Below are 14494 nucleotides of genomic sequence, written 5' to 3'. Positions count from 1 at the left end.
GATTGGCGGCAAGGGCGCAAACTTAGCAGATTTTTGCCTTATGCGACTCCGTTCTCCAGACAGGTCATGTGAGTTCATCCCACAAACAGGTCCCTGTTAAGCCCGGCGCTTATGGACTGTTGGTTTTTGTCTTACCCAGACTTCTCGATTGTGTCATAAAACTCTCTATCAACTCTGACCAGTAGGCCTGCTCTTTTTGTAGCAGACAATACTGCTGCCCAGCCAGCTCCAGGGCAGGACGATCCCCCGGCCACTCCTCAACGCAGATTTTCCAAAGAGCTGCTAACTGCAAGCGCTCAAGATTCAGCTCATAGCGTTTAAATAAATCATAAATCCGCTGGCTGTGGGGGCGAAAGCGCCCCAGCAAGCGTCGCAGGTGACGAACACTCGTGATTATCCTACGCCTCGGCGCCAGGCCACGATCCGCAACACGCCAACCCTCTTCACTCAGCTGATGACCACAGGCAGTGGCATAGCTCGCCCACAGCATCAAGCACACATCCGCACCTTTTTTATCCTGGCAACTGAGTAGGAATTCCTCCACCTCTTCATGGCGGTAAAATTCCAAGCTGAACTGCCACAGAGGATTTTCCTGAGCAGAAGATGGAGGTGAACTATTTGTCACGTTAGAATCCCGACCTTTTGTTGATCGGCGCTTATGTAGAGGCGGCGATTGAATTCAAATACGTCGAATAGCCTAGCACCCATCGGCCTGTTCATATGAGGTTTTTCCAGTGATCAATTTGCAAGGTGTCTCCCTGCATCGGGGTGAACGTGACCTGTTGGACAGCGCAGATTGCCGTATATTTCCCGGCCACAAAGTGGGAATTATCGGTGCGAATGGCTGCGGCAAGTCAACCTTATTTAAGCTTTTACTCGGCCAGCTGGAAAGCGATGCAGGTCAGGTAGACCTACCGAGCACCTGGCGTATCTCGCATATGGCCCAGGAAGTTGAAGCCAGTGAACAATCCGCCCTTGATTATGTTCTCGATGGCGATCAAGAGCTTCGCCAACTGCAAAGACAATTGGCCCAGGCGGAAAATAGTGATGATACCGATGGCCATAAGCTGGGAGAGCTGCACGAGCGTATGGCCAGTATCGATGGCTACAGCGGGCCAGCGCGCGCCGCACAGCTGCTCGATGGACTGGGATTTTCCCACGCAGATCAACAGCAGCCAGTACGCAGCTTTTCCGGGGGCTGGCGTATTCGCCTCAACCTGGGGCGGGCGCTGATGTGCCCCGCTGATCTGATGTTGCTCGACGAGCCCACCAACCACCTGGACCTAGATGCAACCCTGTGGCTGGAGCAGTGGTTACAGCGCTTTCCCGGTACCCTGCTGATTATTTCCCACGACCGCGATTTTCTCGATGCGGTCGTCGATGGCATTGTCAGTTTTGAGCAGCAAAAACTGGTGCTCTATAGCGGTAATTACAGCGCCTTCGAGCGCACACGCGCAGAGCGCCTGGCACAGCAACAAATCCAGTTCGAAAAGCAGCAGGCCGAACGTGCGCACATGGAAGACTTTGTGCGGCGTTTCCGCGCCAAAGCGAGCAAGGCCAAACAGGCACAGAGTCGCATTAAGGCACTCGATCGCATGGCCCGGATTGCCCCAGCCCATGTGGACTCCCCCTTTCACTTCACCCTGCCTTCCGCAGAGAAAACCTCCAACCCGCTGATCGATCTGCGCGAAGCGGATATCGGCTATGCCGACAAGGTAGTGGTGAGCAAGGTACAACTGGGTATCCAGCCCGGTCGCCGCATTGGCCTGCTTGGTCCCAACGGCGCAGGTAAATCTTCACTGATCAAAACCCTCGCCGGGGAGCTGCCGCCACTGAGTGGCGAGCGCCAAAGTGGAGAACACCTGGCAATTGGCTACTTTGCCCAGCACCAGCTGGAAGCCCTCGACGGAGCCGCCTCGCCACTATTACACCTGCAACGCTTAAGCCCAAATGCCAGTGAACAATCACTGCGGGATTTCCTAGGTGGCTATGGCTTTGTCGGAGATCGGGTTTTTGAAACCGTCGCTGGTTTTTCCGGCGGCGAGAAGGCGCGCCTGGCGTTGGCTATCCTGGCTTGGCAGAAACCCAATCTGCTATTGCTCGACGAGCCCACCAACCACCTCGATCTAGAGATGCGCCACGCTTTAACCATGGCACTTGCGGAGTTTCCCGGTGCGATGGTTCTGGTTTCCCATGATCGTCATCTGCTTGCCAACACTACCGATGAGTTTATTCTGGTTGCCAATGGCCGCGCTGAACCCTTTAGCGGTGATCTCGATGACTACAAACAGTGGTTGCTGAGCTTTAACCGGGATAAACGGCGCGACGAGAAATTCACCGATAATAACGAAATTCCCGAGAGGTCTGCTGAAGACAAAAGAACACAGCGCCGCGCCGCTGCCGCGCTACGAGAACAGCTAAAGCCTCTTACCAATAAGCTGAAAACGATTGAACGGCAAATCTCTACAGCAGAGAAGAAACTGAACCAGGCTCAGGAAAAGCTTGCAGACGAAAATCTGTATAGCGGCGGCCAGCAGGAGGAAATCTCCCGCCTCAATAAAGTGCAGTCAGAGCAGCGCGAAATTCTTGATACCCTGGAAATGGAGTGGCTTGAAATTTCTGAACAGGTGGAAGAGTTGCGTGGAGAGTAACACCTCTACCCACCTATTCTTACAGCCTTAGAAGGGCGCTTTGCCCGGATGATGTACCTGAAACCGCCATCACAATGTTACATCACGGGCATCCCTTATCTGGATGGCACCGCGTAAGGCGGTTTTCCAAAAAAGTGGAAACCGCCAGTTTTTAGCTGCGGATACAACCGTATTCATCCACCGCAATACCAATCGGTGTATTCGGACACTGGTCTATATAGGTAGGTACACCATCAAAGTCTGAGTCGATAGGACAACCGTCAGGCCCCACATCCACACCAACTGGTGTCTGTGGACATTGGTCTGTTGCATCAATCACACTATCGGCATCCTCGTCATACCAAAAATCCGGGTACTCAAGCCACTGATAGCCTACTGCGACACTAGCAAAACCATCCAGGCCACCTTCTTCCACCCCTTGAAAAAGACGTATATCAGCACGTGCCTGCCAACGAGGCCCCAGACTGTACTTCACTCCAATACCCAGATTGACCATAGTCTGGCTATCATGCCAATTGCAAACGTACTTTGGGTAGAGGTGCGTATAAGGGTATTTACGTTTGTACTCACAGTCATACCGATACTTGCCGTCTTTATCCCTGTAATGTTTTTTTGGTGCATCATCGTAGTTAATACGAATTTCGCCAATCCCGAAAGCTACGTAGGGTTGCCAGCAAAAGTCGCCGCAGAACTGGCCACCAAATTGATAAAGCAGATCCAAATGGTAATTGTATACTTCAACCTTTTCAGGAATTTCATCTACATTCACTACAAAGTAATCAACCACTCCCTCCATGGCCCAGTAGTTGGTCATATTGAATCCCAGGCCGCCACCGCCACCAGTGGTGTCCCGCAGTTTTAATCCATGAAAGGGTGTCCCATTTAGTCGGTCACTGTTAAACCAATGTTTACCACCATTGGCGTAGAGATTCAGTGTGCCAACAAAATCAGCAGAGGCCCCTGAACTTGTAAAAAGAAGAGAAAATAAAACGCCATACAAAATTGAAAGAAGCGAGAGACGCTTTCTCATTAGAGACACCGAAATTCCTTTTCGAACCAACCCCCCAAGGCTTTTATTCGAATGGGTACTTAGCAACGAAATCGAATTTATTGGTATATTTTTTAAGTACTCTTAATACGAATTCGTATTTGATGCCTCGCCCAGTATTAGCATCATAGACTGGAAATAGGAAAAGATAGCGATAAGGACAGGAGAGATAACCGATGCCGACGCCAACAATGTAGTGGCATTCATGGCCATTAACAAACAGTACCTTCGGCGGTCCTGAATGCAATATTTTGCCGCTACACAAAACAGTATTGTGCCTGTGAACTGGATAAGTTTTGGCAGGATTGCCTTTTAGAATCTCCGATGTCAGCGAAGATCGGAAACTACCGGGAAAAACTGGCAGATAATTTTGTAGAGACTGCGATATTTCAAAACTGATCACTGGTGGAACGGGTAATATCACCAGTGATCATACTCTCGCTCTAAGTACTAGAGACTATTCTCCACCGGGACCATAAGTGGAACTGACTTCACTCTCTATGCTAGCCACTCGCTGAGCGGGAGCTTCACCGGGCAAACGCCGATACACCAAATCCCAAACACCATGGCCCAGGCGCTGGCCTCGACGTTCGAATTTGGTTTCCGGGCGCCACTCGGGCCGCGCAACATAGTCATTGCTGGCAGATGTATTTTCTAACAACTGCTCCGCCTGGAGTACTTCCAACATATGCTCGGCATAGTTCTGCCAGTCTGTCGCCATATGCATCAGCCCGGCGGTTCTTAGTTTGGCACAAATCAAGCGTACAAATTCTGGCTGCACAATGCGACGCTTGTGGTGCTTTTTCTTGTGCCAAGGGTCGGGAAAATATAATTGGAACCTGTCCACGATACCCTCACCGATGCAATCGTTGAGAACGTCTACTGCATCAGCCATATAAACACGCAGGTTTTCCAGCCCAGCTTTACCGGCACTATTAATCAACCTGCCGACACCGGGAGGGTGCACCTCGATACCAATAAAATTCTTGTCGGGCTCCGCCTGTGCCATCGCGAACAGGGAGTCCCCCATACCAAAACCAATTTCCAGAACCAGTGGGGCCTCGCGCCCGAAAACTTCACTCGGATTGATAGGACCATCAAACAGGGACAAGCCAAACTGCCCCCAGTAGGTATCAAAAGCGCGGCGCTGCCCTTCAGTCATTCGCCCTGCGCGGATCACGTAACTACGGATGGACTTTTTCTTGTACTCGGTGCGGTAGGGGAACTCTTCCGCGGATTCGTCTTGCATTCTTCACGACCTCTTATGCGAAACGGTTTTCTTATATTCGGGTATTGGGATAAATTGGGCGCCGACTCAAAAATGAATCTGGTCCCGATTATTTGGAGAAATTTGCAGCGGCAATTAACAATGCAATCCAACCGGCAATCATCAGGGTCCCACCAACTGGTGTGACAGGCCCCAGCCACCGCGGCCCTCCAAGGGCGAGGGCGTAGAGACTGCCGGAAAAAAACACTACGCCAAATACAAAGAAAGCTCCGCTCAGGGTGAGTGACAAGTGCACACCCCTGTTCTGGATTAACAGAGCCACGCCAAGCAATGCCAAGGCATGGAGCATCTGGTACTGCACTCCAGTCTTGTAGGCCTCCAATAGGTTCTCTGTCACCTTATCGCGCAGGCCGTGGGCGCCGAAGGCACCCAGGGCAACACCGCTGGCGCCGAACAGTGCGGCGAGCACCAGGTAAAGTTTTGCCATTATTTATCCCTCAACAGTTTCCTTCCTGGTTAGACTCAGGAAATCGATAAATACGGAAATAAAAAAACCGCGCAACTGCGCGGTTTTCTACCGAATGACAAAGATACGGGTTCAGGCCTCCATGGCCGCCCGCACTTTCTTCATGGCATTCTTTTCCAGCTGGCGGATACGCTCAGCGGAAACACCATACTTGTCAGCCAATTCATGCAGCGTGGACTTCTCCTCACTCAACCAGCGTGCCTGGATAATATCGCGGCTGCGCTCATCCAGTTGCTCCATAGCATGGGCGAGGCTACTGAGGTTGGTTTCCTGCCAGTTATCACGCTCCAGCTGGGCGGCTGGGTCGAAACTGCGATCTTCCAGGTAATGCGCCGGTGCCTGCCAGGCAGTATCGTCATCGTCATCTACACCTGCATCGAATGCGGCATCATAAGCAGCGAGACGGCCTTCCATCTCATGGACCTGGGCAACATCCACGTTTAAGTCTTTTGCCACAGCCTTGGCTTCATCATTGCTGAGCCAAGCCAATTTCTTCTTTTGGCCACGCAGGTTAAAGAAGAGCTTGCGCTGCGCCTTGGTGGTGGCGATCTTCACAATACGCCAATTGCGCAGGATAAATTCGTGGATCTCGGCTTTGATCCAGTGAACCGCGAACGAAACCAGGCGCACACCCTTTTCAGGGTTAAAGCGCTTGACGGCTTTCATCAGGCCAACATTACCTTCCTGAACCAGATCGGCCTGATTAAGGCCATAACCGGAGTAGGATTTGGCAATATGCACTACAAAGCGCAGGTGGGACATCACCAGCTGGCGAGCGGCATTAATATCTTCACGATAGTAGAGGTCTTCTGCCAGGCGCTTTTCCTCTTCGGCAGTCAGTACATCAAAGCTACTGACCGTCTGGATATAAGCTCCCAGGTTGGCGCCCGGAGACAGCGTATGCACTGGCTGTAGGCTGGTTCCCATTCAGGTTTCTCCTCTCTTTATTAGTCGACCGGCTCACCGGCCGCTGTCGTCGAATACTGTTTCCGGCGACAAGCTGGGCTCAGTGTAGCACTTGCACAGGCGGATAAGAAAGTCCGCCGCCAATTGCCGTATTCCGCTGTATTTCGGGCAATTAGAGGGCCGAACAACCCCTGGGGTTCCCACTGCTGCAACAGCTTTACGATTCTTTATGGAACTAACCAGTCAAGTGGGTTCGATAGCCCGAATATGCCGGGTTGCCGCCAGCCAGGCACCCAACAATCCCAAGAGGGCAGCGCCAGCGGTCAGCCCTAAAAAGTAGCTGAATCCAGGGCCTGCCAGAGCGTAGTTACTTCCATAACTGGAAGAGAGGCCTGCAATTGGCCCCGACAACAGCAGTACGCCACCCAGTAACAGCAACCAGGCCAACAACCCGCCACAAAAACCATAGCAGAGCCCGCTGTAGAGAAAGGGCCTGCGCACAAAGGCATTGGTACCGCCCACCAGCTTTGCCACCAGAATCTCCTCGCGGCGGCTCTCGATATGTAGACGAATGGTATTGACTACCACCAGGATCACCCCCAGTGCCAACAGGACCGCAAGCCCAGCGGAGAGGCGCTGCCCCAGCTCAGTAAGCTGGGTAAGACGCTGCACCCAAGCTAAATCTAACACCACGGAATCAGTCAGAGTCTGTTGCTGCAAGTTCGCCACCAATATCTGCAACTTGTCATTGTCCTGGGTATCCCGTGGGCGCAATAGCAATACCGCTGGTAGAGGGTTCGCATCGAGTCCCGCCAGCACATCACCGAGCCCCGATGCCTGCTCAAACTCAGCCAGGGCCTCTTCCGGGGAGATATAAGTCACTTCGGCTACTGCCGGATCGCTGCGCAGTTTTGCAGCAAAAGATTCCACAGCAGCGTCCCGCGCACCCTTATGCAGGAAAACTGAAATTTGCGGTTGTCCATCCCAACCAGCTACGGCGCGCTGAAAATTCGCTAGCCCCAGTTGCAGGGCAGCAGGTAGGGCTAAAGCTATCGCTATCACCAGTGCAGTCATGATGCTAGCCATGGGGGTAGCAAAAAAACGCCGTAGGGATTCCAGCGCCACCTCTCTATGATGGCCGAGCCAGCTGCGCCACAAATCGCCAAAATCGGTACGGGCTGCTACTGCCCCGGTGCTGCGTGTACGTTTTTCAGCACTGGGACTCTGGCGCTGTGACCTAGACTGGGTTTGCTTCACGGCTCGGAACTCCGTCATAAATCAACTGGCCAGCCTGCAGCGTCAATACTCGCCGACGCATTCGTGCGATCAATTCCAGGTCGTGACTCGCCACCATTACAGTAACGCCCACTGCATTAAAATCCGCGAACAACTGCATAATTTCCTGGGATAGTTGCGGATCAAGGTTACCGGTCGGCTCATCGGCTACCAGGATGGCTGGTTTGTTCACTACGGCGCGGGCTATGCCAACACGCTGCTGTTCACCACCAGACAACATAATGGGGTTTTGCTTTTCCTTGTGCAGGAGGCCCACCTTGTCCAGCGCAGCGCGTACCCGGCGGCCCAGTTCGCGCCTATTACAACCGGCAACTGATAGGGGCAGGGCAATATTGTCAAACACACTGCGATCAAAGAGAAGTTGGTGGTTTTGGAATACGATGCCCAGGTTGCGGCGATAGTAGGGAACCTGACTATTACGCAGTCGATTGAGGTTTTGCCCGGCAACTAGGATAGTCCCCTTGGTGGGGCGCTCTATAGCAGTAACCAATCTCAGTAGGGTACTTTTGCCTGCACCGGAGTGACCGGTGAGGAACACCATATCCCCGCGGGGAATTTCCAGGCTGATACGCACCAGAGCATCTTGCCCCGATGCATAACGCTTGTTCACATTGTCAAAGGTGATCACGGTTTCTAATTCTTGTTATTCCCTGTGAGGAAAGTCAGGCGGTATCGCGGCCAAACAATGCCGAAACGAACTCACGTGCCCGGAAAGGCTGAAGATCTTCCGCCTGTTCCCCCACACCGATAAAGCGTACCGGGATGCCGAAACGGCGTGCCAGGGCAAATATCACCCCACCTTTGGCCGTGCCATCTAATTTGGTGAGAACCAGCCCGGTAACACCGGCCGCCTCACGGAATTGGGAGGCCTGATTGATTGCATTCTGGCCCGTACCGGCATCGAGTACCAACAGCACTTCATGGGGAGCACTGGGGTCCAGTTTGCCCATCACCCGGCGCACCTTGGCCAGCTCATCCATCAAGTTAGATTTGGTATGCAACCGGCCGGCAGTGTCTGCAATAACTACATCGATGCCGCGGGCCTGAGCTGACTGGACCGCATCAAAGATAACTGATGCGCTGTCTGCACCGGTATGTTGAGCGACAACTGGGACATCGTGGCGCTGGCCCCAAACCTGCAACTGCTCCACAGCAGCAGCGCGGAAGGTATCGCCTGCGGCGAGCATGACCGACTTACCCTCACCGAGAAAGCGATGCGCCAACTTACCGATGGTCGTGGTCTTGCCAACACCATTAACTCCCACCACCAGAATCACATACGGCTTCTTGCCAGTATCAATCATCAGCGGCGCATCGACACTCTCAAGCAGTTCCGCCAGCTCCTGCTGCAGGGCTTGGTACAGGGCATCACCATCGGCAAGCTCGCGACGGGACACGCGCTCAGTCAGGCGCTCAACAATCTCACTGGTAGCCTCAACACCCACATCTGCCATCAGCAACTGGGTTTCCAGCTCTTCAAGTAAATCCTCATCGATTTCCTTGGCACCAAGAAACAGATTGCCCATTCCCTCAACGAACTGGTTGCTGGTACGGCTGAGTCCACGGCGAATGCGAGCAAAAAAGCCCTCTTTCTTTTTCTCAACAGGTTTTTCCTGAACCTGTGCAGGTTTCGCTACCGGTTCTGGTACCCGCTCGACAGCGGCTACTTGCTCCGCAACAACCTGCTGCAGCTTGGGTTCAACTTCAGCTTTTTTCTCCGTGACTTCTGCGGGCTTTTGTTCCGCAGTTGATTGTTCGGGAGCTGTGACAGGTTCCTCTCGCCCTACAGCGGTAGGCTTTTCTTCAACTGGGGGAGACACATATCCCGCTAGTTGAGCACCGGTTTCCGAAGTCGAAGGCTCTTTATGGCCTGAGGACTCTTGCTCACTGGAAAGCTCCCCAGAAGCAGCAGCAACTTCCGCTTGCTCCTGCTGGGACTCGCTTTGTTCAGGTTTGCGCTTTTTCTTTTTACGCAGGAAATCAAAGATCATTCGTGTATCCGGGTGTACCGCTTGCAGAAAGACGCTAATCTTAGCATCGCTAAGCCCCCAGTAGAGAGTTCCCTTGGCCAGAAGTTCATCACGCAAGCCCACCCCACAACCTCTTTCCCAACTTCGCATCATCGGAGGGCTGTGGCGCGGACGCAAACTGCAGTTCGCACCAGTAGAGGGACTGAGGCCCACGGGCGATCGACTGCGTGAAACCCTATTCAACTGGCTGCAGTTTTATCTGCCAACCGCTCACTGCCTGGATCTATTCGCCGGTTCCGGAGCCCTTGGCCTGGAGGCCTTGTCCCGCGGCGCTGCCTCAGTGGATTTTGTCGAGCTGAATCCCCATGCGGCACGCACCCTCAAGCAGCAACTGCAGTTGCTGGGCGCACAGAGAGCCCAGGTGTATAACTGCGAGGCAGCCGATTTCCTTGCGAGTAGTGATAAGCAATACGATATTGTCTTTATTGACCCGCCGTTTGCCAAAGACCTGTGGCAGGAGAGCTTGAGCGCCCTTGAGGGCCATCTATCTGCGGAGGCATTGATATATATTGAAACCCCTCGCAACACGCCTCCCCCAGTATTGCCAAACTGGCAATTAATCAAAGAAAAACGTGCTGGGCAGGTTTGTATGCGTCTATATAGCGATAGCAGCACTAAACAACGCCCAACTGAATAGCGAGGAGCCAGCGAAATTATATGAATGCATTCGGTTTTGAGCCTTAGCCGTAAATTGTTTACCATTCGCATCCCTTTCGGCCCGCACTAAAAGCCTTGGCGTATGAAAAAAGTCGTCTATCCCGGAACGTTTGATCCAATCACCAATGGCCATCTAGACCTGGTGGAACGGGCCTGCCGCCTGTTTGACCACGTTATCGTTGCTGTGGCCGCCAGCAGTCGCAAAAACCCCTTGTTCACTTTGGATGAGAGGGTAGAGCTGTCCCAGAAGGTACTCGGCCACCTGCCCAATGTGGAAGTTATCGGCTTTGATATTCTGCTGGCCGACCTAGTTCGCCAAGTAGATGCCTACGGCGTACTACGTGGCCTGCGTGCAGTATCCGACTTCGAATACGAGTTCCAGCTGGCAAATATGAACCGGCAGCTGGCGCCGAATATGGAAAGCCTGTTCCTGACACCGGCGGAACATCTTTCCTACATTTCCTCATCTCTGGTGAGAGAAATTGCCTCTTTGAACGGTGATGTCACCAAGTTTGTTCCACCGGCAGTACAGAGCGCACTCCAGGAGAAATTCCGCTAAGCCCGGACCTGGTTATTTCTGGTACACTCAAGCGGATTTTTCCACAATCCGCGGAGTGTGTTGTGCGCTACCTTCTCCTCGCCTTTGCCGTCTTAATGACCCCAGCAATAGCCGACGAGCCGCAACCGGAGATCGATACCGGTCGCAGTGCGATCAAGTCGGCCACAGCCAACACCTATATGGCGGTTACCGCCAATCCACATGCCAGTCGCGCAGCTGAGCAGGTTCTCGCCCAAGGAGGTACCGCTGTGGATGCTGCTATAGCCGCACAAATGGTATTGGGGCTTGTGGAGCCTCAGTCATCAGGTATTGGTGGCGGTGCCTTCATGCTCAGTTATGACGCCGACGACAAAGAACTCCAATACTACGATGGTCGCGAGACAGCGCCCGCTGCAGTCGATGAACATTACTTTATGCACGAGGGTAAGCCCCGCTCATTTATCCGAGCGGTTATTGGTGGCTACTCAGTAGGTGTACCCGGCGTTATCCGCATGCTGGAAATGGCACACAAGCGCGATGGCAAACTCCCATGGGAATCCCTGTTCCAGCCCGCTATCGACTTAGCCGAAAACGGATTTGAGATTTCCCCTCGTCTGCACCAGCTCCTGCTCAGGCTTCCGAGCGTTGCCGCCAGGCCGGCTATCGCCAACTACTTCTTCGACAATGATGGAAAGCCTCTGCCTGTGGGGCACAAGCTGAAGAACCATGATTACGCCCAGACATTGCGAATGATTGCCAAAGGTGGCTCAGATGCGTTTTATCATGGCGAAATAGCCAAGGCTATTGTAGAGGCAGTAAATAACGACCCGGAAAACCCCGGTCTGCTCAGCCTGGAAGATATGGCTACCTATAAAGCCAAGCAGCGTGAGCCCTTATGCTCACTATTCCTCGAATATCGCGTCTGTGGTGCCGATGCTCCCTCCTCAGGGGGTACCACTGTGGGTGGAATATTGGGCATGCTGCAGCAGTTTCCGCTGGACAAGATGGAGGCTGGCGACGACCTTCTCACCCACCTGTTTATTGAAGCCTCCGAGCTGGCATTTGCCGACCGCAATACCTACTCCGCCGATGCGGATTTTGTCAGTGTGCCGAGCAAGCCCCTGGTCTCTCCCGACTACCTAAGCAGTCGCGCTGCCTTGATTGACCCAGATAGCGCCAACACCGCCAAGCCAGGCAATCCCTCGGCCGGTACTAGCAAGCGCACAATGGCCCAGTCACCGGAGATGCCCAACACCAGTCATCTGGTAGTGGTGGACCGCTACGGCAATGGTGTCAGTATGACGACCAGCATCGAGACGGGGTTTGGATCACGTTTACTGGTGAAGGGATTTCTGCTGAACAACCAATTAACCGACTTTTCCTTCACGCCAAGGGATGCCGATGGGAATCTGGTAGCCAACCGTATCCAAGCCGAAAAAAGACCCCGTTCATCCATGTCACCCACTATCGTATTCAACAAGGACGGCAGTATGCGCCTGCTGGTTGGCTCCCCCGGAGGATCCCGCATCATCGACTATACAGCTCGGACCATTCTCTATCATTTGGGTCTGAATATGCCGATCGCAGACGCTATCGCCGCCGGTAATATTGGCGCTATCGGCCGGCGCGTGGAACTGGAACCGGGGTTTTTCAGCAGTGAAACTGTAGAAAAGCTGAAGGCACGCGGACATCAGGTAGTCGAGCGCAATCTCAATAGCGGCATTCATGCCATTGCCCTAAAGGATAAAAAACTCCATGGCGGCGCTGACCCCCGTCGTGAGGGGAGCGCCCTGGGGCACTGATCTCAGGTGGGATACTTAAAAGCCTCTGCACATCAGGGGCTTTTTTCATTGGGCAATTTATCGCTACCAAATTCATAAACCAGCCGCCCCTTGTAATAAGTCCGCAGGATATTGGCTTTGTGGATTTCACTTACAGGAATCTGGAATAGATTACGATCCAGCACAATAAAATCCGCCCACTTATCCTTTTCCAGACTGCCTGTTTCCGATTCCAGCCCATGGGCATAGGCTCCATTTATAGTAAAAGTCTCAAGCATCACCTCCAGGGGGATATTGCGCTCTACCCCGGATTGAATCCCAAACAGTGGACTACTCTCCCTACCTGAAGACAATACATACCCAGAAACCAAAGTAACGCCTTCCGGAAAAAAATGTTTACCATTTTCTACATTAAAATTTTTTTTCTGTAGCGGAATTTTGCTCGGATGAACTACCGCTACAATTTTACCCTTTGCAAATTTCTGTAATTCATCGGCATCGGCAATCGTGGCATTGAAGATACTGTTACGCGGGTTTCTTTTTTTGGCCATATCTCCCAGCTGCAAGAGAACTCCTAAAGCCAACTCAGTGCCAACGCGATTATGCACGTAAAGTTGTACAGGGAAATTATGAATATTTGCTCGCTCTACTAGCTGTATTATTGCCGGTAATTTTCCAGTTTCTGAACTATGGCCAACTGCATTCGGAGAGACAGGGGTACTGATACTGACAGAACCTATACGAAAATCTTCACCGGAATACCGTTTGGTAAGAGCCTGTAGCGTCCTAAACTGTGCTGCTGTCATATCAGGCAAAACAGTAAATGAGCTTCTTACCCGCAAGTCCAATGGTTCTAGATCTGAAAATTTATCCAGAATCGTCATTAATTTTCCACCGCTAACCAAAGGGGTATTGATCTCATAAAGTGTTGTCACACCCCAACTGGGGGCCAGACTATTTATACGTAAAATATCCTTATGGTAATCTGTCGAACGCTTATCTGGGATCAATTTCTGCAATAGTTCTGTCGCACCTCGGCCACGCAATAAGCCTATTGCGATACCATCCTCATTTTTAGCAATAAATCCATTTAGTGGATTTTTCGTATCGTTATCAATACCGGCGGCAGCGAGCCCTTCGGAATTTGTCCAGATACTCGTTCCGTCAGCAGAAACCAGAATAATAGGAATTAAATCATTTATTTGATCGAGAATTTCTTTATGAATTTTATGGTCTGAAAATGCTTGTGGGCGCCATCCTGAACCAACCACAACCTGTTGATCCGGGTTTTCCTGGATATAAACTTCTACCGCCCGCCGGTAATCATCAACCGTATTTCCCGCGTGCAAATCAATGCCAAATGCCGATCCGGCAATTTTTGCTCCCTGAATAAACCCTGGTAAGATCAGTTTTCCCTGTAGGTTCTCAACCTTTGTATCTGGCCCAATGTATTTTTTTGCACCCTGTTCATCGCCAATGTAAACAATATACCCATCCCTGATAACCATGGCCGAGGCAACGGAACGGGATTTATCCAGTGTATAGATATAAGCATTTTCCAAAATCAGCTGAGCAGGAACTAGGCTGGAACTATTCTGTGGAATAGCTTCACCGCAGGACAGCAAAGAAAAACAATATAAAATCAAAACCAAACGCTTCATACGAGCTTCCTTTTTCAGAGGCACCCCAGTCAATCCACGGAAAGTAATTGGCTTTAAAAATAAGCGGCTCGAAAATATTTTTTTGAAATATATGCAACTGTCTTTTATAGGTAAATGTAACAGCCAGTCCAGCACATATAACCCATGGCACTGTCGTAATTGTAGAAAAGGA

13 protein-coding genes are annotated in these 14494 nt (G+C 52.0%); 4 read left to right on the top strand and 9 right to left on the bottom strand.

All coding sequences use genetic code 11. From position 1 onward, the window contains the following. Positions 1 to 109: 109 nt before the first annotated feature. Complete coding sequence (locus ABWV76_RS10115; protein WP_353375886.1) at positions 110 to 625, bottom strand: TIGR02444 family protein; 516 nt, start codon at positions 623 to 625, stop codon at positions 110 to 112. A 109-nt stretch (positions 626 to 734) separates the two neighbouring features. On the opposite strand from ABWV76_RS10115, the gene ABWV76_RS10110 reads away from it, so the two are divergent. Beyond that, positions 735 to 2651 (top strand): ATP-binding cassette domain-containing protein, encoded by a 1917-nt coding sequence (locus ABWV76_RS10110; RefSeq protein WP_353375885.1) that lies wholly within the window; start codon positions 735 to 737, stop codon positions 2649 to 2651. Positions 2652 to 2802: 151 nt separating this feature from the next. Here the strand turns inward: ABWV76_RS10110 and ABWV76_RS10105 are convergent, their stop codons facing one another. From ABWV76_RS10105 to ftsY, 7 genes are all read right to left on the bottom strand, one after another. After that, positions 2803 to 3681: an outer membrane beta-barrel protein gene (locus tag ABWV76_RS10105; protein WP_020413996.1), complete on the bottom strand. Its 879-nt coding sequence runs from the start codon at positions 3679 to 3681 to the stop codon at positions 2803 to 2805. A gap of 475 nt (positions 3682 to 4156) precedes the next feature. Then, positions 4157 to 4948: a tRNA (guanosine(46)-N7)-methyltransferase TrmB gene (trmB, locus tag ABWV76_RS10100; protein ID WP_020413995.1), complete on the bottom strand. Its 792-nt coding sequence runs from the start codon at positions 4946 to 4948 to the stop codon at positions 4157 to 4159. Between the two features lie 88 nt (positions 4949 to 5036). After that, on the bottom strand, positions 5037 to 5414 hold the full coding sequence (locus ABWV76_RS10095; RefSeq protein ID WP_020413994.1) for a DUF423 domain-containing protein: 378 nt from the start codon (positions 5412 to 5414) through the stop codon (positions 5037 to 5039). A 111-nt stretch (positions 5415 to 5525) separates the two neighbouring features. Beyond that, positions 5526 to 6380, bottom strand: coding sequence for an RNA polymerase sigma factor RpoH (gene rpoH, locus ABWV76_RS10090; protein WP_020413993.1), 855 nt, complete (start codon positions 6378 to 6380; stop codon positions 5526 to 5528). 222 nt (positions 6381 to 6602) lie between these two features. After that, entirely contained in the window at positions 6603 to 7616 is a 1014-nt protein-coding gene (gene ftsX / locus ABWV76_RS10085) for a permease-like cell division protein FtsX (protein WP_353375884.1), read from the bottom strand. Continuing rightward, the gene (gene ftsE / locus ABWV76_RS10080) at positions 7597 to 8283 is read right to left on the bottom strand and encodes a cell division ATP-binding protein FtsE (protein WP_020413991.1); all 687 of its coding nucleotides are present in this window, start codon (positions 8281 to 8283) and stop codon (positions 7597 to 7599) included. Before ftsE ends, ftsX begins: the two co-directional genes overlap by 20 nt. Before the next feature lie 34 nt (positions 8284 to 8317). Then, complete coding sequence (ftsY, locus tag ABWV76_RS10075; RefSeq protein WP_211214942.1) at positions 8318 to 9346, bottom strand: signal recognition particle-docking protein FtsY; 1029 nt, start codon at positions 9344 to 9346, stop codon at positions 8318 to 8320. Between the two features lie 373 nt (positions 9347 to 9719). Here ftsY and rsmD point away from each other — a divergent pair, with 373 nt between their 5' ends. The 3 genes from rsmD (at position 9720) to ggt (ending at position 12682) form a co-directional block, all read left to right on the top strand. After that, positions 9720 to 10322 (top strand): 16S rRNA (guanine(966)-N(2))-methyltransferase RsmD, encoded by a 603-nt coding sequence (gene rsmD / locus ABWV76_RS10070; protein WP_353375883.1) that lies wholly within the window; start codon positions 9720 to 9722, stop codon positions 10320 to 10322. Between the two features lie 102 nt (positions 10323 to 10424). After that, the gene (gene coaD, locus ABWV76_RS10065; RefSeq protein ID WP_020413988.1) at positions 10425 to 10901 is read left to right on the top strand and encodes a pantetheine-phosphate adenylyltransferase; all 477 of its coding nucleotides are present in this window, start codon (positions 10425 to 10427) and stop codon (positions 10899 to 10901) included. Positions 10902 to 10963: 62 nt separating this feature from the next. Then, a complete protein-coding gene (gene ggt, locus ABWV76_RS10060) occupies positions 10964 to 12682 on the top strand; it encodes a gamma-glutamyltransferase (RefSeq protein ID WP_353375882.1) in 1719 nt (572 codons plus the stop codon). A gap of 32 nt (positions 12683 to 12714) precedes the next feature. Here ggt and ABWV76_RS10055 read toward each other — a convergent pair whose 3' ends face one another. Next, positions 12715 to 14322, bottom strand: a complete 1608-nt coding sequence (locus ABWV76_RS10055; protein WP_353375881.1) for an amidohydrolase — start codon at positions 14320 to 14322, stop codon at positions 12715 to 12717. Positions 14323 to 14494: the final 172 nt, after the last annotated feature.

The organism is Microbulbifer sp. NBRC 101763 (assembly GCF_040371615.1).
Classification (GTDB): domain Bacteria; phylum Pseudomonadota; class Gammaproteobacteria; order Pseudomonadales; family Cellvibrionaceae; genus Microbulbifer; species Microbulbifer variabilis.
This window is presented reverse-complemented; position numbering and strand designations above follow the sequence as displayed.